The sequence below is a fragment of the Amycolatopsis sp. NPDC054798 genome (assembly GCF_053611505.1).
Map to the genome: position 1 here is coordinate 1 of NZ_JBSHAM010000110.1, position 24,005 is coordinate 24,005.

A 24,005-nucleotide genomic window follows, 5' to 3' on the forward strand; every position below is an offset into this window, starting at 1 on the left:
GCCACAAACCCGGACAATGCTCCGCACCCCCGCAGGGGAGCTGCACGCGACGGCTACTGAGAAAACCCCAATGTGGCATTGGGTGCATGTGACGCACCGAATGCCCCATTGGGTGCGTCCGACGCACCCAATGTGGCATTGGGGCGCTTGAGCCCGCACGCAGGCAGCCGGAACGCGGTGCGCCCTAACCGGCATGAACGCTCACGAGACCGGCCGGGAGCGGGCCGAGGGCAGGGGGCGTTGCAGCAGCACCTGCCCAGCGAGGCGTGACAGGACCCCCGAGGAAATCTGATTCCGTCAGGGCTCCCCTCACGTCCCCGGTTTCCCGATCCGGTTCCCGATCCACCGCCCGATCTCGATCAGCACCACTCCCGCCGCCGCGCAGCTCACCGCGGTCAGCGTGTACCTCGTGTTGCCCGGGTCGAGCTGGAAGATCTCCCTCGTCCACGGCAGCAGGAACATCAGCGCCGAAAGCACCGCCATCGTCGCGACCAGGGCGGCCTTCCACCAGGTGTAGGGCCGCGCGACGACCGCCAGCACCCACAGCGCCAGCGCCATCAGCGTCATCAGTGCCGTGGTGCTCGCCTGCACCTGCTCGGCATCGGTGGTCGCGGTGCCGGGGTGGACCAGGATGTACGAGACGAACGACGCGGCCCCGATCACCACTCCGGCCGGGACCGCCATCCGCAGCACGCGGCCGACGAATCCGCTGCGCGCGCGGTCGTTGTTGGGGGCCAGCGACAGCACGAACGCGGGCAGGCCGATGGTGAACCAGCCGACGATCGTCACGTGCCGCGGCAGGAACGGGTACGGCATCGCGTCCAGGCCGATCAGCCCGGGCACGCCGACGATCAGCGCCAGCAGCACCGAGTACACGGTCTTGGTGAGGAACAGGTTCGCGACGCGTTCGATGTTGCCGATCACCCGGCGGCCCTCGCCGACGACGTACGGCAGTGTCGCGAAAGCGTTGTCCAGCAAGACGATCTGCGCGACCGACCGGGTCGCCGGGCTGCCCGCGCCCATCGCCACGCCGACGTCGGCGTCCTTGAGCGCGAGAACGTCGTTGACGCCGTCGCCGGTCATCGCCACGGTGTGCCCGCGCTCCTGCATCGCCGCGACCATCGCGCGCTTCTGCGCGGGCGTCGCGCGGCCGAACACGGCGGTGCTTTCCATCTGGTCGGCCAGCGTGCCGGGGTCTTCGGACAGCGTCCGCGCGTCGAGCGGGGCTTCGCCGCCGGGCAGGGCCAGCGCGCGGGCCACGCCGCCGACCGACACCGCGTTGTCGCCCGAAATCAGTTTCACCGCAACGCCTTGGGCGGCGAAGTAGTCCAGGGTCTCGCGGGCGTCGCCGCGGATCTTCTGCTCCAGCACAGCCAGTGCCACCGGCGTGACCTCGCCCGGTCCGTCGGGCGCGTCGACCGCGTTCGCCGCCCGGCCGAGCAGCAGCACCCGCAGGCCCTGTGCGCCGATCCGTTCCGCTTCCGCGCGCTCCTCCGACTCGGCGGGCAGCAGCACGTCCGGCGCGCCCAGCACCCAATCGCCGTGCTCGCCGAACGCCGCGCCGCTCCATTTCCGCGCCGACGAGAACGGCACCACGGCGGTCGGGGTCCAGTCCGGCGCGTCCGGGCAGCCCTCGGCGATCGCGGCCAGGCTGGCGTTCGGCCGCGGGTCCGCGGCGGCGAGCGCGGCCAGCACCGTCTCCGGGGCCTCGTCCGCCTCGTGCAGCCGCCGCAGTTCGGACAGCCGCATCGCGTTCTCGGTGAGCGTGCCGGTCTTGTCCGCGCAGACGACGTCCACGCGGGCCAGACCCTCGATCGCGGGCAGCTCGTTGACCAGGCACTGCCGCCGGCCTAGCCGGATCACTCCGACCGCGAACGCCACCGACGTCAGCAGGATCAGGCCTTCGGGCACCATCGGGACGAGCGCGGCGACCATCCCGCGCAGCGCGGCGGGCAGCTCCTGCGAACCGGAAAGCTGGTTGTAGATCGACAGCGCGCCAGCCGGGATCAGCAGATACGTGATGACCTTCAGGATCTTGTTGATCCCGCTCCGCAGCTCCGAATCGACCAGGGTGAACCGGCCCGCCTCCTCGGCCAGCTTCGCCGCGTACGCCTCCGGCCCGACCTTCGTCGCCCGGTACGCGCCGTTCCCGGCCACCACGAAACTGCCGGACATGATCGCATCGCCCGTGCGTTTCACCACCGGCTCCGATTCGCCGGTGAGCAGCGATTCGTCGACCTCCAGCGCGTCCGCGGACAGCACCTCGCCGTCGACCACCACCTGGTCGCCCGCGCCGATCTCGATCACGTCGTCGGCCACGACCTCTTCCGGGGCCAGCTCGCTGCTGGTCCCGTCGCGGCGCACGCGCGGGCGCACCTGGCCGACGATCGCGAGCCGGTCCAGCGTCCGCTTGGCCCGCAGCTCCTGCACGATGCCGACGACGCTGTTCGCCACGATCACGCCGGCGAACAGCCCGTCCAGCAGGTAGCCGGTGGAGAAGATGATGACCGCGAGCACCGCGAAGATCGCGTTGATCCGGGTGAAGACATTCGACCGGACGATCTCCCACGCGCTGCGGCTCGTGCGCGAGGGCACGTCGTTGGTCCGCCCCGCGGCGACCCGTTCGGCCACCTCGGCCGCGGTGAGCCCGCGCGTGCTGTCCTGCGTGAGAAGGCCGTCGTCCCCTGGCATGGTTCCGACCTTACGCAGTTTCCGGGCGAACCCGCCGCGCCGCCGCCCCTCGCGGGTCCGCCCGTTCGGGTGACTCGGCGCAGGTCACCGGCCGAGGCGGGTCTCTACTTGCGCCCAGCGAGATCCGGCAGCTCGGCGAAACTCGGGGCCACGCCGTACGACGCTTTCCGCGCCGCCCGCCGCAGGGTCGCCAGCACCGCCGGTCCGAGCACCACGATCGCGGCCGTGTTCGTGATCGCGCGGCCGGTGTCCCAGCCCGCACTGGACGTCAGCAGGGTGAAGACGACGAACCGGTGGAGGTTTTCGAGCACCGGCGCGCCCGGGACGTACGACAGGCTCCCGTGGTAGTACGGCACTTCGGCACCGGTGATGAACGGCCAGAACCACAGATTCATGAGGAACCCGAAGACGTACGCGACGACGATGCCGTAACCCGCGAGCATCGCGATCTCCGCGCCGCCGCGCACGCGCCGGGGCAGCAGCCCGGCTCCCGCCCCGATCCACGCCGAGGACAGCATCTGGAACGGCAGCCACGGCCCGACGCCCGCGGTGAGCAGCGCCGAGGCGAACAGCGACGTGCAGCCGAGCACGAACCCGAACCCGGCCCCGAACACCCGCCCGGCCAGCACCAGCAGGAAGAACACCGATTCGATGCCCGCGGTGCCCGCCCCGAGCGGACGCAGCCCGGCGTTGACCGCGGACAGCACGCCGAGCATCGCCAGCGCTTTGGTGTCCATCCCGCCCTCGGACAGTTCGGCGAGCACGATCACGATCAGCAGCGGCAGGATCCCGACGAACACGAACGGCGCGTCCGGCCCGTGCTGCATGTTCTGCGGCTCGACCCGCACCAGCAACGGCCAGACGAACGTCATCAGCCCGGCCGCCGACGCCAGCGCCAGCACCACCGCCGAACGCGGGCCGACCCGCACCGCCCGGCCCGCGTCGCCCCAGTCGCGGATCATCGCGGAGCCGCCGCGGGGAGTGCGGGGGCGCGGCGGTTTTCCCGGGTCGCGGGCGGATCGGTTCTGACTTCGCAGGTGTTCCGCGTCCTGGTGTGCACGTCCCGGATCTCCACGGCAAACCCAGGCACCCACTTCGCCCGCAGATCCCTCCCAGCCGCGAACGAACTCCCAGCCACCGCGGCCCTCCCGCCCCGGCACCAGCTCACCGCGCCACCCCCTCCAACGCCGCCCCGACCTCGGCCACCGTCAGCCGGTCCGGGCCGAGGATCTTCGCCACCTGCGTCGCGAACGCCGGGGAGCCGCCGAGCACCTCGGCCGTCGGACCGTCCGTCACGACCTCGCCCTCGGCCAGCACCACGACCCGGTCCGCGACCGCCGCCACGAACTCGACGTCGTGCGTGGCCACGACGATCGCCCGGCCTTCCGCCGCCAGCTCGCGCAACGCCGCGGCGAGAGCGTCCTTGGCCGGATAGTCGAGACCGCGGGTCGGCTCGTCGAGCAGCACCACCCGCGGCGACGCGGACAACTGCACGGCCAGGACCAGCGCCAGCTTCTGCCCCTCGGACAGGTCGCGCGGATGCCGTTCCGGGTCGATGCCGGGGGCGAGCCGGTCCAGCAACGTGCGGCATTCCCCGGGAGAAGCGGCGGATTCGGCGTCCGCCGCCGCGCATTCCGCCGCGACCGTGCTCAGGTACAGCAGATCGCTCGCGGTTTGCGGCACGAGGCCGACCAGCTTGCGCGCCTTGGCGCTCGACAGCTCGTGCGGGTCCTGCCCGGCTACCCGTACCCGGCCGCCGTGGCGCGGGCCTGACCCTTGCAACGCCCACAACAGCGAAGACTTGCCGGATCCGTTGCGGCCCATCATCGCCACGATCCGGCCCGGGTGCAGGTCCAAGCCGACGCCGCGCACCGCGACGTGCTGGCCATAGCGGACGACGATTCCGGTGCTGTGCAACGCGGGTTCGCCGTCGGCGGCCGGGACCGGCGCAGGCAGCGGAACCGCAGAGAGGTGTTCGCGCAGCGGAACCGCCTGCCGCCGCGCGTCCCGCACGGTCATCGGCAGCGGGTCCCATCCGGCGAGGCGGCCGAGGTGCACGATCGGCGGCGCGATCGGGGTGTCGCGCAGGACCTCCGCCGGCGCCCCGTCGCGCACGCTGCCGTCGCCCGGCACGTACAGCATCCGGTCGGCGAACGGGATCACCCGCTCCATCCGGTGTTCGGCGAGCACGACCGTCGTGCCGAGGTCCTGCACCAGCCGGGCCAGCGTGGCCAGCACCTCCTCGGCCGCGATCGGGTCGAGCGCCGACGTCGGCTCGTCCAGCACGAGCACCCTCGGATGCGCGGTCAGCACCGCGCCGATCGCGACGCGCTGCTGCTGGCCGCCCGACAGCATCCGCAGCGGACGCCGCCGCAGCTCCGCGATGCCCAGCAGGTCGAGGGTTTCCTCCACCCGCCGCCGCATCGCCTGCGGCGCCACGCCGAGCTGTTCCATGCCGTAGGCCAGTTCCTCCTCGACCACGTCGGTGACGAACCCGGCCAGCGGGTCCTGTCCGACGCGGCCGACGAGATGCGCGAACTCTCGCGGCGGAGCCTCGAAAGTCGCGACGCCGTCCACCGCGACCCGGCCTTCCAGATGCCCGCCGGTGAAATGCGGGACGAGCCCGTTGAACGTGCCGAGCAGGGTCGACTTGCCCGAGCCGGTACGGCCCGCGACCAGCACCAGCTCGCCTTCGCCGACCGAAAAGGACAGCTCGGAGAGCACCGGTTCCGGCTGCCCGTGGTACCAGAACGAAACGCGGTCCAGTTCGATCATGCGACAGCTTCCTCGGCGACGGACGGCTCCCCGTGCGGCGGCGCGGGCGGCGGGGTCAGCAGCGCGGGCAGCACTCCGATCAGCACCCCGGCCAGCGGCAGCCACGACAACGCGGGCCAGCCCAGGCGGGCCAGCGACGGGTTCAGGTTCGCCGGGTCCACAGTGGACGTCAGGAACAGCACCGCCGCCACCGCGATCCCGCTGCCCGCCACGAGGAATTCCGGCGGCTGCCAGCGGTCCGGCCGGTACCGGCTGCGCCGCACGCGCGCCCCGGCGCTGCGGAAACCGGCCAAGCCCAGAAGCAGTCCCGCGACGAGCATCGGCGTCGCCAGGAACCGCGGCGTGGTGCCGTCCAGCGTCGCGTAGATGCCGACGCACAGCCCGAGCAGGCCGGCGATCATCAGCGTCCCGGTGAGCAGCCGGGCCCGCGCCCGCACCGCGCCGGAACGGCCGTAGCCGCGCGAATCCATCGACTCGGCCAGCTGCAGCGAACGGTCCAGCGCGTCCTCCAGCACCGGCACCACCACCGCGTGCAACGCCCGCAGCCTGCGCCCGGACGGCCCGCCGCGCAGCTTCCGCGCCCGCCGCACCCGTTGCACGCTCTCCGCCAGCTGCGGGAACACCGACAGCGCGACGATCACCGCGGTCCCCGCCTCGTACAGCGCCGGCGGCATCGCTTTCAGCAGCCGTTTCGGGTTCGCCAGCGCGTTCGCCGCGCCGAGGCAGCAGAGCATGGTCGCCAACCGCAGGCCGTCGTACAGGCCGCCGAGCACCGATTCGGCGGACACGTCCCCGAGAAGCCGGATCCCGGCCGCCCACGCGGGCAGCGGGATTTCCGGCAGGTGCAGGATGACCGTGGCGCCTTCGGCTCCGCCGAACACGATCCGGAAGAACACCCGCAGCGCCACGATGATCGCGCCGACGTAAACGTACAACCGGAACGCCAGCGCCCACGGCGCGTCGCCGCGCCGGGCGACCACGACGTAGCAGACCACCGCGAACACCGTCAGCAGCAGCCACGGGTTGGTCGTGCGGCCCGCCGCGGCCGCCAGCCCGAGCGCCCACAGCCACCACGCGGCCGGATGCAAATCCCTTGGCAGGAACCAGGTGCTGAACGTCGCGCGCATCAGCCGTTCCGCGCTCGCCGTCGCCGCAGCGCGGTCCAGCAGGCCGCGACGGCGAGCAGCACGACAGCCAGTCCGGCGGCCCACGGCGCGTAACTCGACGAACTGGCCTCGGCAGCCTGCACGACGTCCGGCGCGTGCTCGCCCCCGGTGAACTCGACGTTTTTCGCCGGGTCAGGCGCGTGCGGGCGCGGTTTCGGCGGCGGCAGAGCGCGGCTGGCTCCCGGAGCGGCCGGGCCGGTCCCGGCGCCAGGAGCGGCTGAGGCGGTTCCGGACGGCACAGCGGACGCCTGGCCCGGTGCTCCGGCGGTGCCGCCCGCAGCCGGTCGTGGCTGCTGCCGCTCGGCCGGATTGTCCGACAGCGGCGGGGTTTCGGCGGCCGTCGCGCACTGCCCGCCCTCGGTTCCGGGACGGACCGGCGCGATCCGCGGCACCGGGTTGGTGTCCGCGGTGGCGTTGAGGGAGAACGACCAGCCCTCGAACCCGCCCGGCACGAAATCGCGGTTCTTCACGCCCCATTGCGAGTACTCCCACGCACAGTTGTTCCCGGCGTGCCAGTACGACCAGTACCCGGTGGCGGGCGGGGTGTCCACGCACGGCTCGCGGTAGTGCTCGTCGCCGCGGATCGGCAGGTCCTCGTCCGGGGCGGGCCGGTTTTCGATGCGGCAGACGAACGCTTCGCCCCAGCGCTGCACGCCGCCGATCTGGAAACCGGCGTTCTTGAGCGCGTCGAGCCCGGTGCCGCGCCCGGACTGCGGATCGCAGCGCACGATCGTGGTGCCGCCGAGTTTCTGGAAGTCGACGACCACGGTGACGCCGGTTCCGCCGGTGCAGAACCCGGGGTGTCCCTTGCTCTGGTCGACCGCGGCCGCGGGTGCGGCAGCGGCCGCGGCGAGCACCGCCGCGGCCGCCACAGCGGAAAACTTCCGGATCATCGCACCGTCGACGCGGCCGAGGAGGCCGTCCCGGCGGCGTGGCTCAGCGCGGTGCTCCGGCCGAGGCCGTGCGTCGCCGGGTGCTTGGCCGGGTTGCACGGGACGACTCGCGGCGCCGGGTTGGTGTCGGGTCCGGCGTTGAGGGAGAACGACCAGCCCTCGAATCCGCCGGGAATGACGTTGCGGCCGAGCGCGCCGGACGTGCTGTAAGTCCAAGTGTCCCCGGTGCCGTCGGCGTTCCAGTACGACCAGTAGGCGCCGGCGGGCGGCGTGTCCACACAGGCTTCCTGGTAGGTCGGATTGCCGGCCAGCGGGATGTGCTCGGTCGCCGACGGCCGGTTTTCGAGACGGCAGACGAAGGCCAGACCCCACCGGTCCACTCCGGTGACGGCGATCCCGGCGTCCTGCAGCGCCTGGATGCCGTTGCGGGCCGTGCCCGGGCTCGGGTTCGGCGAGCACCGGGTGATGATCGGCGCGGGCGTGCCCTCGTTGCCGTCGAGCTGCTGGAAGTCGATCGCCACGGTGACGCCGGTCAGCGCGTCCGCGCCGGTGCAGATCCCGTTGTATCCCTTGCTCTGATCCACTGCGGAGGCAGGCGCCGCGACCGCCACGAGCCCGGTCAACACGGCCAGGCCGGCCAGCAGCGCCGAAATTCTCTTTCTCACGAAACAGACCCCTTGTTCCTGAATCGGCGGATGAACAGCAAGAACACACCGTCGAGCGCCAGCCCGGAGGCCACCAGCCCGGCGATGAGCCACGGAGAGACCTCCGAGGATCCGGTTTGCGGCAGCGCGTGCCGCACGCCCGCGTCGGCGACCGGCACCGGCAGCGCGGTCAGTCCCGCGACCGGCGAGCCGGGCTGGCCGATCCAGCCGTGCCCGGCGACCCCCGGCGCGGCCGCGACGGCGGTGGCCAGATCGCTTGCGCCGCCTGGTGTTTTAGCGAAGCCGCCGTCGGCGCCGAGCAAAGCGCTGAGCGCTTTGACGGTGAGCGCGGTGTCGAGGCCGATCGCGCTGCGGGCCGCGGTCACCGCCCCGGTCGACGCCGGATCGGGACCGCTGCCGCCGGAAACCAGCCCGTCCTGGCCGAGCCGTTCGTCCAAGGCGGCTACAGCGGCCTGGAGCACCCGGATCCGGTGCGGTGCCAGCTTTTCCGGTGGTGCCTGTGTCGCGCGGGCGGCCAGCGCCGGCACAGCGGCGGCCGTGGCGGTCACGTCTCCGTGTTCGCACCCGGCCACGGAAATATCCGCCGGAAGAAGCCCGTCCGCGCACTGGTGCGCGGAGAGCGTTTGCGCCGCTTCTGCCGCACCGGCGGAATCCCCGGCGGCGACGGTGGCCAGCAGCGCCCACGACTGACGCGTCGCGGTGTGCGAACCGTCCGCGTACTCGCCGATGTCGGTGAACTGACCGCCGTCGCGCAAGGCGGCGAGGTCGGACTCCAGCCGCGCGGTCGTGGCAGCGAGGTCGGCCGGAGCGTCTGCCTCGGGCTGCAACCGGGCGACGATCGCGAGCTTCGCCAGCGGCTCCGCGTAGGAGGCCGGGCCCTTCTCGTACGGCGCGCCGTGTGCGTACGCCTCGATCGAGTCCGGGCTCAGCAGGAATGCCGTGGCTTTCGCCGCCGCCTGCGGCTGATGTCCCAGAATCCGCAGCGCCACCACGACATCGGCGGTGCGGTCGTAGTCGACGTACGGGCGGCCGTCCTGGGCCACCTCGACGTGGTCGCCGCCGACCAGCTGTCCGGCCAGGTAAGCGGCCAGCCGCTCCCCCGGCGATCCGGCAGCGGACTCCTGCGCCGGGACCTCAGCCGCAGCACCCGCCGGGGATCCCGCCGACCGTCGTTTCGGCGGTGGCACCGCGGAGCGCTCCTGGTCCGTCGCCTTCGGCGCATCGCCGACCGGGTCCGAACCCCGCCCGGCCAGTGGCGGCCCAGGGCGATGCGGACGAGGCACGCGCACGAGGTCCCGGAATCCGGCCTGGGCCATCCCCAGCGCGGCTTGCGCGCTCGCACGCACCCACGTGTCGCGTGAGGTGATCCCGCTCTTCCGGGCCGATCGGTACTCCGAAGGCAGATAAGCGAGGGCGCCGGTTTCGTTCGCCAGCGCGGTTCCCGCGTCGGCTGCGGTCACCTGCGCGGATTTCAGGAACGCCACGCCCTTGCCGAGCGCACCGGCCGAGCCTCCCGCGTCGGCGAGCGCTTGCACGAGCAAGCCGGTGCTGTTCGTGTTCGGCGTTTCGGTGCCGACGCCGCCGCCCCATCCGCCGCCCGCGTCCTGGTGCTGTTCGATCCAGGACACCGCCTTGGCGATCGGACCGTCCAGACCGGTCGCACCGACGTCCCGGGCGGCGAGCATCCCCGAAAGCGCCATCGCGGTGGCGTCGCCGTCCGGCGGCGAAGCACCGCGGGCGCGATCCTCCTCGCAGGTCGAGATCCGCTTCGGGGTGCCGTCCGGATTGGCCGCGTGGCCGAAGAAGATCCGGAAGTAACCGGCGGCGCACTGCTGGGACACGAGGGTGCCGGCGGCGAGCTGGTCGGTCTCTCCCGCTCCGGCCAGGCCGATCAGCGCGAGCGACTGGCCGAACATGGTGGAGTTGTTGCGGACGATGTTCTCGAAGGCGGGGTTTTTCGAGTAGTCGCTGACCCGCCCGGCGTCCGGGCCGGACCGCTTGATCGCGCCCCGGGTTTCGGCGACCATGTCGTGCCCGCCGAAGGAACGCGGATCCCGGCCCGCGACCTCGGCGGCGACCAGCGTTTTCGCCGCGGCACCGCCGGTGACGATCGCGTCGTAGCCCTTGCCGGGGACCAGCCCGTCCCAGGTGTAGTAGTCGGTGGCGTGCCGCTGGTCGTCGAGGTAGCGCACGATCGGCTCGGCGGCTTTCGGCTGACCGGCCGCGGTGAGCGCGAACAGCGTGTCGATCATCAAACCGTGGTCCGGCAGCGCGCCGCCCAGCGGATTCCGCAGGGTGCCGTCCGGGGCCAGCTGTTTGGCCAGCCATCCGGCGGCGGCTTGCGCGGCGGGCGGGTCTGGGGTTCGGGCGGGAACGGGCGCGCCTGCCGGAAATGCCGCCGCGCTCGCGGGAAACTGTGTGCCAGCAAGCAATCCCATCGCTTGCGCGGAACCAGGCTCACCAGCAGGCAACCCCGCTGCGCTTGCGGGAGCCGGTGCGCCCGCGAGCAACCCCACCACGCTCGAGGGAACCGGCGTGCCAGCAAGCAATTCCGCCGCTCGCGCAGAAACAGACGTGCCAGCAGGCAATCCCGCCGCGCTCACGGAAACAGGCGCACCAGCGAGCAACCCCGTCGCGCTCGCCGGAACGGGCACGCCCGCGAGCAACCCCGCCGCGACTGCCCCTGCCACCGCTGCGAACCGTCTGGCCCCCACCGTGGTCCGTCCTCTCCCCAGGCGCCGAAGCACCCGCAGCGGAGAGACCGGTCCCGAAAACCGGACGTCCACCACTGCTGACGCGACAGCGGTTCGGCTCGCCCGCCCGCGGGTGGACCCGACTCGCCGCCCGGAGGCGGCCCACGGTTGCGCGACAGTGCCGGATTTCGACCGGCTTCCCTTGCCGCGGGCAGGAATGATGGGGGTGCGCTTGCTGATCGTGCTCCCCTACGGATTGAGATTAACATCCGCCCGGGAGCCCTGGAACAGTTTTTTCTTACGACTTCGTCAGGAAGGCTTTGTCAGGCAGGTCGCTCAGGCGAGCACGCAGTCCCCGCATTTCGGGCCGTCGCGGTGCGGCGTCGCCCGGTAGAACAGGCAGCAGCTGCGACGGCGGAACCGGCCGTTCTCGCGGGTCGCGGTACCGGCCAGCTCCGGCAGTTCCTCCAGCGCGGCAACGATTCCGGCGACCCGTTCTGTCCACTCTGGACGTTCGGAACGCAGCACCGTCACCGCCCCGTTCAGCGCCGAGGCCACGTTTCCCCGCCGGACATTCCGCGCCAGCGAGAACTGGTCCATCGCGGCGTCCAACCGCGCCAGCGGACCGCGCAGCACCCGCTCCGCGAACGCACTGACCACATCGGACTCGACCGGCGGATTTTCCGCCAGCGACAACGGAAACGCGCCGCCCAGTTTCGGCTGCCACCACGCCGTCGAGTAGTCCGGCACCGCACCCGCGCCGGCGGCGAGCCCCAGCGCGGGCGAGATGATCCGGGCCGCGAGACCGAGATGTGCGATCGACGCCGCGACTCGCAATTCCACGAAATCGCCACCGAGAACGGACCGGCCCTGCGCGATTCGTTCGCGCAGCGCCGGTCCGTCGTCGAGGACCTCGGAAAGCGGACGCCACGGCTCGGCCGGTTCCTCGGCCGAATGGGTGTCGACGGCGAAGAACGGGCCCAGCCCGGTCAATCGGGTCAGCGGGTTCACGCCTCGACGGTAGCCGCGCGCCCGCGGTCCAGCACGCGTTCGGCGAGCGGGCCGAACACGAGCGCGATGGTCGCCCACAGGACGACCTGCGCCAGCACCGAATAAAGCCGGAATCCGGAGAGCGTGTCGGCGGGGAATCCGGGGTACACGATCTGGCCGTCGGGGCCCTTGAGCGGCAGCGGGGTTTCGCTGGTCTGCGGGCCGTATTCGGCGACGTTGACGTCCAGCGAGCCCAGCGACGGCAGCACCGCCATCAGGAGCGCGGACAGCACGACGAACCCGGCACCGGCGACGAGCGTCGCGTTCCAGTTGCCCAGCCGAGGCGCGAGCCGTTTGCCGGCTACGACGGCCGCCACCAGGAAGAGCACGGAAGCGACGACCATCGTCAGGTACAGCCCGGTGCGCGCGCCGATGGTGGCTTCGTGCCCGACAGCCGGCGGGTTGGCCGGGTATTTCAGGAACGGCACGAAGTACAGCGACAGGAACCCGGCCCCGGCCACGAGCACCGCCAGCACCCGCGCGCGGATCCGGCCGACGCGGCCCAGCAGCACGGTGTAGGTCACTGCGAACAGCAGGCCCATGGCCACCCCGAATGCCACCATGCCGAGCCCGATGCCGAGGTTGCCCTGCACCGCGCGGCTGAAGACCTCGTGGCCCTCGTGTTCGGCGGGCAGCCCGGCGGCCTTGTCGAGCGCCATCTGCGCCTCGTCGCGGCCGGATTCGTAGTCGATCGCCGCCTGGGTCAGCGGTTCGGCGAAGATCCGGGCGAAGACGAACGCCAGCAATCCGCCCAGCGCTCCGGCGAGGAGGCCGCGCAGAATCAGCTTGTTCTGCATTGTTCGGTTGTCCGTTCCGCGCGGGTCAGTGGCAGGGGAAGCCGAGGAAGTGCCGCGCGTCGTGGACGAACTCGTGCACGTGGGTGTCGCTGCCGAAGATCGAGACCGCGCCCTGGTCGACGCCGATGAAGTAGTACAGCAGCAGCGCGCCGGCGATGGTCGCGGCGAGCAGCAAAGCGGCTTTCGACACGGGCAGGACGACCGGGGTGGACCGGTCGGCCGGGATGGTGGCCATGGCTCTCCTTCGGGATGACGCGTCCCTTGCGGGTGGACCTGACGACGGCTCCTCGACCTGACTCGCCCGGGGTGGGCACACAGTGGCGCGACCGTGCCGGAGTCTCACCGGCTTCGGGAAGCCGTCGCGCGAGCAGCACGGTACGGCGCTGTCCGGCCGGTCGTCAATCGCCCGAGTGCCCGGGATGTCCGCTACCGCCTGGTTTGCGCAGCCGCTGCGCCCGGGGTCACACCGAACGGAGCAAGGCCGCTCACGCCGGGTCGCGGTAGAACGCCAGGTGCTCCGGGCACAGGTAGAGGGTGAGGCCCTCCGGCGTGTCGTAGCGGGACAGACCGCCCCATTCCTCGTCCGGGTCGAGTTTGCCGAGCATGGCCTTCAGCGCGCGGAAGTCCGCGTCGGTCTTCGCGTGCGGCTCCGGGAGGTCGTCGTCCGGCCGGTCCGCGCCGGGCAGCACGCGCTCGCGGTGCAGGTCCTTCGGCAGCTGCGCGGCCAGTTCCTTCATCAGGTCGCAGTCGGTTTTCAGCTGCTCGTTCAGCACCCCCGCGGCCACTCCGAGCACCGGCCCGGCCAGCGGCGCGGCGTGTTTCAGGACCCGGATCAGATGCTCCAGGTACGGCCCGAGCTTCACGAACCAATCCCGCGGCTGCGCCACCGAGTAGACGCCCTTGTCGCCGTCCAGCCGGTGCCAGGCGCCGGGTTCCTCGCAGTAGAGGTGGATCTCGTACGGCGAGCCGGTGATCCGCCGCCGCCCGGCCGGGACGACCGCGAACACGCTGGGACAGCGCGCTTCCTGCTGCTGCTGCGCGAGCCGTTGCAGGCGCAGGAACATCCGCTGGTGGTAGTCGCTCTGCTCCTCCAGCCGCTCGCCGAACTGCTCGACGGTCCTGGTCAGCTGCTCCACGGACGCCCGCGTCGCATCGCGCTCGGCCGGGGCGAGGCCGAACAGCAGTTCCGGCACCGAAACCTGCTCGCCGGAGCGGTGGCATTCGATCTCGTGCTTGGGCGGCGTGCGCTCCAGCCGGGCGCGAAGGTTCTCGTAGTCGAACAGCTCCGGGCAGTCCGGCGCGCACCGGCACGGCACGCGGCGCGTGATGTCCAGGCCGGGGAACCGTTCCAAGGTCAGGTTGAGGCCCTCGTCGAGCACCATGAAGAAACCGACCGGCGACGGCCCGCGCACGGTCAGCTCGACGGTGTTGTGCTGCCGGTCCGCGCTGATCAGCGCGAGGTGGCGGCCGTCGCGGTGGCCGAGCAGCGCGCCGGTGCGCCAGTGCACGTTGCGGCTGAACCGGTGCGACCGCGCGATGAACCACGTCGGGATGCCCGGCGGCATGGTGTTGAGCTGGTAGATCACCTTGATCTGCTGGGCATCCTCCCGCGCGGCCGCCCATTGCGTCTCGTACTCCGGCGGATTCCACTGCAGCCGCTCGACGACCAGGCTCAGGTCTCCCCCGCCGCTCGACTCGACGCGGTAGGACAGGTCGTATTTGTCCATCATGCCGAGGAAGTGGTCGCGGATCCCCTTGTCGAGGTCCTGCCACAGCGCGGTCAGGTGCTCCCTCGTGAGCAGCCCGTGCCGCTGCGCGACCTCGTCGCTGTCGAGCACGCGGCTGATGTAGTCGTTGACCCACGAAGGCCGCAGCACCACGGTTTCCTGCAGTTCGGGATCCTCCGGGTAGTAGAGGATGTCGCCGAGTTCGTGCAGCGCCCGCGCGATGAACCGGCTCGGCTCCGCGCCAGTGACGCCCGCGTCGGCGATGATCCGCCACATCCGGCTGACCGTGATGTGGTTCTCCGGCACCGCCCGCACCGCGTCCGCGGCGGTCAGCCAGGAGGTCGGCCATTCCGAACCCATGAGCGGCAGTTCCGCCGCGTGCTGCGCGAGGAGGTCGCGCAGTTCCCCGACGCCGTCCCGCGTCGCGTTGTCCACGTGCACGCTCGCGACGATTCTCGGGTATTTCGACCGCAATTCGGCGAGCGGCAGGTCGACCGGACGGCCGTGGATGTGCGTGGCCACGAGAACGATCGGCGATTCCGGCGCGCGGGCGGTGATGATGTCGAGCCAGTAGTGCAGTTTTCCTTGTTCCCAGCCCAGCCGGGAATTCCACAGCAGGACGAACAGGGAGCGGTTGGTGAGGAAGAACTGGTGGGTGGCGTGATAGATCTGCTGGCCGCCGAAATCCCAGGTGCTGAGCCGCATCCGGACGTCCCGCTCGGGGTGGGCCAGCTGGAGATCGCGGACGAGGAGGCCGTGCGTGGAGGGTTCTTCCGGATCGTGCGGATCGTCGGCGAGCGCGCGGACGAGAGAGGTTTTGCCCACGCCGCCTTCGCCGACGACGAGGAGTTTGGAGACCCATTGCGCGGTGCTGCCGCGTTCGCGTTCGCGGAGGAATTCGAGAACGGATTCGGAGCCGCTGGCGGTGATTTCCGGGGGCGGGCTGATGAAGGGGTTTCCGGAGACGGTGAGAGTGGTGAGGTTGGGGAGTTCGGCCAGCGCGGCGGGGAGGCTGCGGAGGCGGTTGTCGGAAAGGAGGAGAGTGCCTAGGCGTTCGAGGTGCGGGAAGCTTTCCGGGAGGGCCGTGAGCTGGTTGCCCCGGACGTCCAGGTGGCGAAGACCCGCGATGCGCCCCAGGGACTCCGGCAGCTCGGTGAGCGAGTTGTCCGCCAGGGACAAGGTGCCCAGGTTCACGAGCCGGTCGATCCGATCCGGGAGGGTGCGCAGCTGGTTGACCGGGAGGTCGAGTGTATCGAGGCTGATCAGGTCGGTCAGGCTCGCCGGCACGTCGGTGAGATCGTTCCGTCCCGCTCGCAGCCATCTGAGCTTGGCGAGAGCGCCGATGTCCGCCGGAAGCGCGGCGAGCCAGTTGCCGTCCAGCGACAGGCCGGTGAGCCCGGTCAGGCCGGTCAGCCAGCCGGGCACCGCGACGAGGTCGTTGTTGCCGAGGTACAGCAATCTCAACCCGGTGAGCCGCGCCAGCGTTTCCGGTACTTCGCTCAGGGAACACCGGGCCAGGTACACGGTGCGCAGCCCGGTCAGCCTGCTGAAGTCGAAGTCGGTCGAACCCAGCGTGTTCCCGTCCGACGAGAGGTAGTGCAGTCCCGAAAGCTCGGCCAGCCATCCGGGCAGCTCGGTGATCCCGGTGTCGTCGAATTCGAGCACGGCGAGGCCGGTCAGCTCGCGCACCGCGTCCGGCAGGCGGTTCAGCGGATTCGTGCTGATCCGCAGTTCGGTCAGCGACTGGCACGACCCGAGCCACCGCGGCAGGTCCGCGAGCTGGTTGTTCCGCACGGAAAGCGACGCCAGCTGCTTCAGCCCCGCCAGCTCCGGAGGAAGGACGGCCAGCTTGTTGTTGTCCATGCCGACCTCGGTCAAGCTCGCGAGTTCCGGGAACCAGCCGGGAAGCGCCGCGATCCGGTTGCCGCTCACGTCGAGTCCGTCGAGATGACGCAGGCCGCGCAGGCAGTCCGGCACCGCGTCGAGGTCGCTGCGGGACAGGTCCAGCCTCGTCAACGCGGTCAGCTCGCCCAGCCACTCCGGCGCCCCGCTGAGCCGGTTTCCCCCGAGCGACAGCTCCCCGAGATCGGCGCACTGGCGAACCCAGCCCGGCACCTCCGTGATCCGGTTGGCACGCAGGGAAAGAACCCTCAGGTTGGCCAGCGGAGCGGGCAGCTCGGCGAGGCGGTTGTCGTCCATCCGCAGCTCGGCCAGCTCGGTCAGCCGGCCGAACGAACCGGGCAGTTCCGCCAGGGTGTTCCCGGACGCCTGGAGGACCTGCAACGACGTGAGGTCGCCCAGCCACTCGGGCAAGGAACCCAGCCCGCAACGGCCGGCGCTCAGCTCGGTCAGCTCGGTCCCGCGCAGCCACGAGGGCAGCTCGCCCAGCGGCAAGGAGTCGAGGTACAACGTCTTGAGCTGGGCCAGCTCTCCCAGCCGATCCGGCAGGTCGGCGAGCTGCGTGCTGTCGAGCCGAAGCTGCACGAGGTTCTCGAGCCGAGCGAACCAGTCGGGCAGCTCGCGCAGCGGATTGTGGTTCAGCCACAGGATTTCGAGCCCGCGCAACCCGCCGAGCCACTCCGGCAGCTCGGTCAGTCCGCACGCGCCGGCGCCCAGCGTGGTCAGCCCGGTCAGCTCGCCGAGCCACTCCGGCAGGCCGCGCAGCAGGTTGTTGCCCAGGTACAGCCGCCGGAGATTGTGCAAGCCGCGCAGCGACTCCGGCAGCTCGATCAGCCGGTTGTCGTTGGCCCACAACGCTTCCAGCGCGGTCAGCTCGCCGAGCCACTCCGGCAGCTCGGCCAGCTCGTTCTGGTGGACGTACAGCCGCGTCAGGCCGGTGCAGCCGCGGACCCATCCGGGCACCTCCTCCAGCGCGAGGTCGCTGAGCGTCAGCGTCGTCAGGCTGGTCAGGGCTGCCAGGTGCGCGGGCAGTTCCGCGAGCGGGTTCGACGCGAGGCGCAGTTCCCGGAGGCCGGACGGCAGCGGAGGCAGCGTGCGCAGCCGGTTCCGCGCGACGTCCAGCACCGTCAATTTCTCCAGGCCGGCGATCCAGTCCGGCAGTTCGGCGATCCGGTTGCCGTCCAGGTCGAGTTCGGCGAGGCGGTCCAGTCCGGCGATCCACTCCGGGACCTCGGTCAGCCGCAAGCGGGCCAGGCTGAGTTCCGCCAGCCCGGTCGATTCGCCCAGCCACCCCGGCAGCTCGGCCAGCGGGTTGTCGTCGAGGTGCAACTCGGCCAGTCGCAGGCCGCGCATCCACCCGGGCAGTTCGGTCAGCAGGTTGCCGTACAGGTACAGCTTCGCCAGGCGGGGGAGTTCGCCGAGCCAGTCCGGGAGGTCTTCGAGCCGGTTGCCGTCCAGGTCGAGCCGGACCAGGTTCGGCAAACCGCGCACCCACTCCGGGACCTGCGCCAGCCGGCAGGTGCCGAGGTCGAGGATTTCCAGGCTGGTCATCCCGCCGATCCACTCCGGCGGCTCCGCCAGCCGGTTCGCCGCGACGCACAGCTCGGTCAGCTCCAGGCCGGCCAGCGTCCGGGGCAGTTCGGCGAGCCGGTTCTGGTCGATCTCCAACTGCCGGAGACCGGTCATTTCGCCGAGTCTTCCCGGCAGCCGGACGAGCCGGTTGCGCCGGGCATTGAGCGCCCGCAGCGGCAGTTCCGCGAGCCAGTCCGGCAGCTCCCGCAGGAAGTTGTCCTCCAGCACCAGCTTCTCGAGACCGCCGAGCTCCGCCACCCGCGGTGGGACCTCCCTGAGATGCAGGCCCCGCAGATCGAGTGTCTTCTCCCCGGCGGCAAGCGCGGCGTCGATGCGGCGGTTCGCTTCCTCGGTCCCCATCGGCCAAGTCAATCAGGTTCGCGCGCAAGGCGTTGCGCGTCCGGCGGGAAAGCTATACCGTTCCTGAACTAGAACAGGTTATAGTTTCGGCGGTGCGCGGGACGAGGAGCGGACATGGCGACCAGGGTGGCCCGAAGCAGCGAAGCCGACTACGTGGTGGTCGGGTCGGGCAGCTCGGGGGCTGCCGTCGCGGGACGCCTCGCGGAGTCCGGGGCCAGCGTGATCGTGCTCGAAGCGGGCAAGAGCGACGAGCAGCTGCTGCTGCGCAAGCCGGGGCTGGTCGCCCCGCTGCACGCGGTGCCGCAGCTGAAGCGGATGAGCGACTGGGGGTTCTACTCGGTCCCGCAGAAACATGTTCTCGATCGGCGCATGCCGGTGCCGCGGGGGAAGGTGCTCGGCGGCTCCAGTTCGGTCAACGGGATGGTCTACGTCCGCGGCAACCGGGCGAATTTCGACTCCTGGGCGGCCGAGGGCAACACCGGCTGGGACGCCGACAGCGTCAACGCCGCGTACAAGCGCATGGAGGACTTCGAGGACGGCGAGAACGCCTTCCGCGGCGCGGGCGGGCCGATCAAGATCACCCGCAACAAGATCCCGCAGGAAGGCACGCTGCAGTTCCTCGACGCGACGGCCGACGCGATCGGCTGCGACATCATCGACGACTACAACGGCGAGTCCCAAGAAGGCGTCAGCCGGATGCAGCAGAACGCCGCCGACGGCCTGCGCTACAGCGCCTCGCGCGGCTACCTGCACCACCTCGCGCCCCGGACGCTCGAGATCCAGTCCCGCGTGTTCGTGCGGAAAGTGGTGATCGAGAACGGCCGCGCGACCGGCGTCGAGGTGACCGACGCCAACGGGAAACGGCGCACGGTCCGGGCGGGCAAAGAAGTCATCCTCGCCGCCGGGTTCGTCGGGTCGCCGCAGCTGCTGATGCTGTCCGGGATCGGGCACGCCGAGCACCTCAGGGAACACGGCATCGACGTGCTCGCCGATCTGCCGGTCGGCGACAACCTGCACGACCACATGTTCCACGCGCTGACGTTCCAGGTGTCGTCGTGCAAGAACAAGGGCACCGCGCCGTATTTCGCCCGCGGGATGGCCCGCGAACTGCTCAAGCCGGGTTCGACGTTCCTGGCGAACTCGGTGTTCGAGGCGCTCGCGTTCCTCAAGACGTCGCAGGCCACGACGGTGCCGGACCTGCAGCTGCACCTGCTGCCGTGGGCGTACGTGTCGCCGAACCAGGACGCGCCGGTCCGGCATCCGGTCGACAAGCGGCCCGCGCTGACCGTGCTCACCACGCTGATCTACCCGAAGAGCCGCGGCACGATCCGGCTCGCCTCGGCGGATCCGGCCGCGGCCCCGCTCATCGACCCCCAGTACCTCTCCGACCCGGCCGACCTCGAAGTGCTCGGCGAGGGATCCGAGATGGTGCGCGAAATCTTCGCTTCGAAGGCGTTCAAGGGCTCGATCAACGAGGAGATCCACCCGGGCCGGCAGCTGCGCGGCCAGGAGCTGCGCGACGCGATCCTCAACCGCGCGACGTCGGTGTACCACGGCGTCGGCACCTGCCGGATGGGCGTGGACGACCTCGCGGTCGTCGGGCCGGACCTGAAGGTCCGCGGCGTCGACGGGCTGCGGGTCTGCGACGCCTCGATCATGCCGTCGATCACCGGCGGCAACACGAACGCGCCCTGCATCATGATCGGCGAAATGGGCGCGCAGCTGGTCCTTTCCGGCAACTGAGAAGGAGCGGAAGTCCATGACCCTCACCCCGGTCCGGCCTGCCCGCCCGGCTTCGGCGACCGGCGAATTCCTCCGCCAGCTGGTCGCCCGCGTCCCCGGCTCGGGCGGCGCGGTGTGGCCGCTGACCGAGGTCTACACCGGCGACGTCCTGGTGGATCTGCCGCAGTCGACGCCGTCGGACATCGAGCAGGCGTTCGCCACCGCGCGGGCTGCACAGGCGAAGTGGGCCGCGACGCCGGTCAAGGAACGGCTGGCGGTGTTCCGGCGGGCGCATTCGCTCTTCATCGACCGCGCGCGCACGATCGCCGACCTGATCCAGGTCGAAAGCGGCAAGAACCGGCGGATGGCGATCGAGGAAACGTGCGATCCGCCGATGATCATGAGCCACTATCTGCGGCGGGCGCCCAAACTGCTCGCCCCGGCGCGGCGGGGCGGGCCGGTGCCGCTGGTGTCGTCGTCGACCGAGATCCGGGTGCCCAAGGGCGTGGTCGGCATCATCGCGCCGTGGAATTTCCCTTTCGCCACCGGGGTTTCCGACGCCATTCCGGCGCTGATGGCCGGCAACGCGGTGGTGCTGAAACCGGACAACAAAACCGCGTTGTCGCCGCTGTACGGCGTGCGATTGCTCGAAGAAGCCGGGTTGCCGGAGGGCCTGTACCAGGTCGTGTGCGGCGAGGGTCCGGACGTCGGCCCGACGCTCATCGACCAGGCCAACTACGTGATGTTCACCGGCTCCACCGCCACCGGGAAGGTGATCGGCGAGCGAGCGGGCCGGAACCTGATCGGCTGCTGTCTCGAACTCGGCGGCAAGAACCCGATGATCGTGCTCCCGGACGCCGATTTCGCCGCCGCGGTGCCGGGCGCGGTGTTCGGCGCGTTCGGCAACACCGGGCAGATCTGCATGCACATCGAGCGGATCTACCTGCCGGAGTCGCGCTACGAGGAATTCAAAGAAGCCTTCGTGGCCAAGGCTTCCTCGCTCGACGTCCGCGCGGCCTACGATTTCGGCCCGGAAATGGGCTCGCTGGTTTCGGTCGACCACATGAAACGGGTCAAGTCCCATGTGGACGATGCGGTCGCCAAGGGAGCCACCGTGCTGTGCGGCGGGCGTCCCCGGCCGGATCTGGGCCCGGCGTTCTTCGAGCCGACCGTTCTGGAAGGCGTCACGAAGGACATGCTGTGCGGGGTAACCGAAACCTTCGGGCCCGTGGTGGCATTGCATCGATACCGGACCTTGGACGAGGCCGTCGAGCTGGCGAACGACACCGACTACGGGTTGAACGCTTCGGTGTGGGGCAAGGACCTCCGCGCGGCTTCCGCGGTGGCCGCCCGGCTGGAGACGGGGAACGTCAACGTGAACGACAGCCTGGCGACCGCGTACGCCGCCAAGGGAACGCCTTCCGGCGGGGTGAAGGCGTCCGGAGTCGGTGCGCGGCACGGGGATCAGGGGCTGTTGAAGTACACCGACGTGCAGAATCTGGCGGTGCTGAAGAAGCCGGTGATGAGTCCGCGGCCGGGACAGAAGTACGAGAAGTACGTGGAAGGAATGCTGTCCGGGCTGAAGATGATGCGGCGGTTCAGGATCCGGTAACGTCCGCAATGGACTGACGGACGGCCTGGACCACCTTCCCGTCCGCCTCGGTCAATCCGCTGAGCCGCGAGCGGCGCGTCGCCAGTCCGCCCAGGACCAGGTCGACCAGCTGCGCGCCCACCTGCTCCGCCGACACCGGGCCAGCCGGGTCGAACCACGTCCACGCCCACTGCGCCGAACCGAAGATCAGCAGGCTCTGCACCTCGACGTCGCACGAGCGGAACTCCCCCGACTCGATGCCCTCGGTCAGCACCGCCCGCACCAAGTCGAGGTATTCCGCGCGCATCCGGCGCCCCTCGGCCATCGCCTCGTGGTCGGCGAGCCGGACGACTTCGCGCTGGAACGCGACGGTCGCTTCCCGGTCCACCACCTGGTACAGCACGAACGCGTACAGCAGCCCGGCCAGTTGCCGGGTCGGCGTCGCGAGGCGGTCGCGGATCAGCGCGGCCTCGGCGAGCCTGCGGCGCATGTACGACTCGTGCAGCGCGGCGAGCAGCCGGTCCTTCGTGCCGAAGTGGTGCACGATGGTGCCCTTCGAAAGCCCCAGCTCCCCGGCGATGTCGGAGAAGTTCGTGGCGTCGTATCCGCGTTCGGCGACGTAGCGGGTGAACGTCGCCAGGATCTCCCCGGCGCGGCCTTTCGGTGGCATCGGCCCACTGTAGCCGAGGTTTGACCACTGACCGTCCGTACGGTTACCTTCGTGGTCCCCGGCGACGAAGGAGTCTCGGCATGGCATCGAGCTTGGCGCAGTGGATTGCCCGGCGCGGCACCGTCACCCCGGAGGCGGTCGCGCTCGTGTCCGCGGAGACCGGCGAGCGGATCACCTACGCGGAGCTCGAACGCCGGGTCGCGGGACGGGCGGCGGCGCTGCGCGAACTGGGCGTGCGCAAAGGCGACCGGGTCGCGTTGCTGGGCTTGAATTCCACCGGCTATCTCGAAACGCTCTTCGCGGTCGCCTGGCTCGGCGCGATCACGCTGCCGATCAATTTCCGGCTCGCGGCGGCTGAAATCGCATATCTCCTCGACGACGCCCGGCCGGTGGTCGTGGTGCACGACGACACCTTCGCCGCGCTCGCGCGAGAAGCAGCCGGGGGCCGGACGCTGGTCAACAACAGCGAACTCTCCCAAGAGGGCCGCGTCGAACCCGAGCCGACCGGGCCGGACGATATCGCGGTGCTGATGTACACCTCCGGCACCACCGGGCGGCCCAAGGGAGCCATGCTCACCCATGGCAATCTGGAGGCGAACGCGATCAACGTGCTCACCTCCGGGGAAGGCCTGCTCCCCTCCGACATCACGCTCACCGTGGCCCCGCTCTTCCACATCGGCGGGCTCGCGCTGTTCACCCTGCCGTTGCTGTACGCGGGCGGCACCGTGGTGGTCGCGGGCAAGTTCGATCCACAAGAGACACTCGCGCTGATCCAGCGGGAGAAGGTCACCGTCCACTTCATGGTGCCCGCGATGTGGGCGGCGATGACGCAGGTCCCGGATTTCGATTCCTACGACCTGTCGCGGCTGCGCTACCTGTTGTGCGGCGGCGCGCCGTGCCCGTTGCCGGTGATCGAGTTCTACGAGGGCAAGGGATTGACCTTTGTGGAGGGTTTCGGGATGACAGAGCTCTCCCCCGCCGCGCTGGTGCTGGAATCGGCTTTCGTGCGCTCGCACGCCGGGTCGGTCGGACGGCCCTTCCTCCATGTCGAGGCCAGGATCGTGGACGAACGCGACGAGGAGGTGCCCGCCGGGACGGTCGGCGAACTGGTGCTGCGCGGACCGAACGTCTTCGCCGGGTACTGGGGTCTGCCCGAAGCGAGCGCCGAAACCATGCGCGGCGGCTGGTTCCACTCCGGCGACCTCGCGCGCTGCGACGCCGACGGGTTCGTGACCTTGGTGGACCGCAAGAAGGACATGATCATTTCCGGCGGCGAGAACGTCTATCCGATCGAGGTCGAGCAGGTGCTGCACCGGCATCCGGACATCGCTGACGTCGCGGTGATCGGCGCGCCGGACCCGCAGTGGGGCGAGACCGTGGTGGCGGTGGTCGTGCCCGCCGGCGACTCGCTCGACGGGGACGCGGTGATCGCCTACTGCCGGGAACGGATCGCCGCGTTCAAATGCCCCCGCCGGGTCGAGGTCGTCGCCGAACTTCCCCGCAACGCCACGGGGAAGCTGCTCAAACGCGAACTCCGCGCGCGGTACACGGACTCCGCCGAATCGGTCTCTCGGTAGTGGGGGGGGGGGGGGCCGCGGGGCGAAAGGGATAAGAACAGGGGGCCCCCCCCCCGCCGCCCCCCCCACATTCCCGCCCCGCCCCCCGCCCCCCCCCCCCCCACGTCCTGGTCTCCCGGTCAGGGCCGGAAGAAACCGCTGGCGTAATTGCAGGTCA

Annotated in this window: 15 protein-coding genes; 3 read left to right on the forward strand and 12 right to left on the reverse strand. The window is 70.7% G+C overall.

Annotation, left to right across the window (positions count from 1 at the left end; translation table 11 throughout):
• Positions 1 to 309 precede the first annotated feature (309 nt).
• The 11 genes from ACWGIC_RS38960 to ACWGIC_RS39010 all read right to left on the reverse strand — a co-directional run bounded on the left by ACWGIC_RS38960 (position 310) and on the right by ACWGIC_RS39010 (position 18,288).
• Positions 310 to 2,691 carry an HAD-IC family P-type ATPase gene (locus ACWGIC_RS38960; protein WP_452080965.1) on the reverse strand — a complete coding sequence of 794 codons (2,382 nt, stop codon included), beginning with the start codon at positions 2,689 to 2,691 and terminating at the stop codon, positions 310 to 312.
• Positions 2,692 to 2,795: 104 nt separating this feature from the next.
• Positions 2,796 to 3,653 carry an ECF transporter S component gene (locus ACWGIC_RS38965; protein ID WP_452080966.1) on the reverse strand — a complete coding sequence of 286 codons (858 nt, stop codon included), beginning with the start codon at positions 3,651 to 3,653 and terminating at the stop codon, positions 2,796 to 2,798.
• A gap of 202 nt (positions 3,654 to 3,855) precedes the next feature.
• Entirely contained in the window at positions 3,856 to 5,466 is a 1,611-nt protein-coding gene (locus ACWGIC_RS38970; RefSeq protein ID WP_452080967.1) for an ABC transporter ATP-binding protein, read from the reverse strand.
• The gene (locus ACWGIC_RS38975) at positions 5,463 to 6,593 is read right to left on the reverse strand and encodes an energy-coupling factor transporter transmembrane component T (RefSeq protein WP_452080968.1); all 1,131 of its coding nucleotides are present in this window, start codon (positions 6,591 to 6,593) and stop codon (positions 5,463 to 5,465) included. Before ACWGIC_RS38975 ends, ACWGIC_RS38970 begins: the two co-directional genes overlap by 4 nt.
• Entirely contained in the window at positions 6,593 to 7,525 is a 933-nt protein-coding gene (locus tag ACWGIC_RS38980) for an ABC transporter substrate-binding protein (RefSeq protein ID WP_452080969.1), read from the reverse strand. The genes ACWGIC_RS38975 and ACWGIC_RS38980 overlap by 1 nt, the downstream gene beginning before the upstream one ends.
• Positions 7,522 to 8,190 carry a flagellar hook-length control protein FliK gene (locus tag ACWGIC_RS38985; protein WP_452080970.1) on the reverse strand — a complete coding sequence of 223 codons (669 nt, stop codon included), beginning with the start codon at positions 8,188 to 8,190 and terminating at the stop codon, positions 7,522 to 7,524. The genes ACWGIC_RS38980 and ACWGIC_RS38985 overlap by 4 nt, the downstream gene beginning before the upstream one ends.
• On the reverse strand, positions 8,187 to 10,628 hold the full coding sequence (locus tag ACWGIC_RS38990; RefSeq protein WP_452080971.1) for an LPXTG cell wall anchor domain-containing protein: 2,442 nt from the start codon (positions 10,626 to 10,628) through the stop codon (positions 8,187 to 8,189). The genes ACWGIC_RS38985 and ACWGIC_RS38990 overlap by 4 nt, the downstream gene beginning before the upstream one ends.
• A gap of 591 nt (positions 10,629 to 11,219) precedes the next feature.
• The gene (locus ACWGIC_RS38995) at positions 11,220 to 11,894 is read right to left on the reverse strand and encodes a (2Fe-2S)-binding protein (RefSeq protein WP_452080972.1); all 675 of its coding nucleotides are present in this window, start codon (positions 11,892 to 11,894) and stop codon (positions 11,220 to 11,222) included.
• On the reverse strand, positions 11,891 to 12,730 hold the full coding sequence (locus ACWGIC_RS39000; RefSeq protein WP_452080973.1) for a CbtA family protein: 840 nt from the start codon (positions 12,728 to 12,730) through the stop codon (positions 11,891 to 11,893). The genes ACWGIC_RS38995 and ACWGIC_RS39000 overlap by 4 nt, the downstream gene beginning before the upstream one ends.
• A 25-nt stretch (positions 12,731 to 12,755) precedes the next feature.
• On the reverse strand, positions 12,756 to 12,965 hold the full coding sequence (locus tag ACWGIC_RS39005; protein WP_452080974.1) for a CbtB domain-containing protein: 210 nt from the start codon (positions 12,963 to 12,965) through the stop codon (positions 12,756 to 12,758).
• Positions 12,966 to 13,215: 250 nt separating this feature from the next.
• A complete protein-coding gene (locus ACWGIC_RS39010) occupies positions 13,216 to 18,288 on the reverse strand; it encodes a leucine-rich repeat domain-containing protein (protein WP_452080975.1) in 5,073 nt (1,690 codons plus the stop codon).
• A gap of 114 nt (positions 18,289 to 18,402) precedes the next feature.
• Here ACWGIC_RS39010 and ACWGIC_RS39015 point away from each other — a divergent pair, with 114 nt between their 5' ends.
• Both ACWGIC_RS39015 and ACWGIC_RS39020 read left to right on the forward strand, forming a co-directional pair.
• The gene (locus ACWGIC_RS39015) at positions 18,403 to 20,031 is read left to right on the forward strand and encodes a GMC family oxidoreductase (protein ID WP_452080976.1); all 1,629 of its coding nucleotides are present in this window, start codon (positions 18,403 to 18,405) and stop codon (positions 20,029 to 20,031) included.
• 16 nt (positions 20,032 to 20,047) lie between these two features.
• Positions 20,048 to 21,622 carry a succinic semialdehyde dehydrogenase gene (locus tag ACWGIC_RS39020; protein WP_452080977.1) on the forward strand — a complete coding sequence of 525 codons (1,575 nt, stop codon included), beginning with the start codon at positions 20,048 to 20,050 and terminating at the stop codon, positions 21,620 to 21,622.
• Here ACWGIC_RS39020 and ACWGIC_RS39025 read toward each other — a convergent pair.
• The gene (locus tag ACWGIC_RS39025; protein WP_452080978.1) at positions 21,609 to 22,271 is read right to left on the reverse strand and encodes a TetR/AcrR family transcriptional regulator; all 663 of its coding nucleotides are present in this window, start codon (positions 22,269 to 22,271) and stop codon (positions 21,609 to 21,611) included. The genes ACWGIC_RS39020 and ACWGIC_RS39025 overlap by 14 nt on opposite strands.
• 80 nt (positions 22,272 to 22,351) lie before the next feature.
• Here ACWGIC_RS39025 and ACWGIC_RS39030 point away from each other — a divergent pair, with 80 nt between their 5' ends.
• On the forward strand, positions 22,352 to 23,848 hold the full coding sequence (locus ACWGIC_RS39030; RefSeq protein ID WP_452080979.1) for an acyl-CoA synthetase: 1,497 nt from the start codon (positions 22,352 to 22,354) through the stop codon (positions 23,846 to 23,848).
• Positions 23,849 to 24,005: the final 157 nt, after the last annotated feature.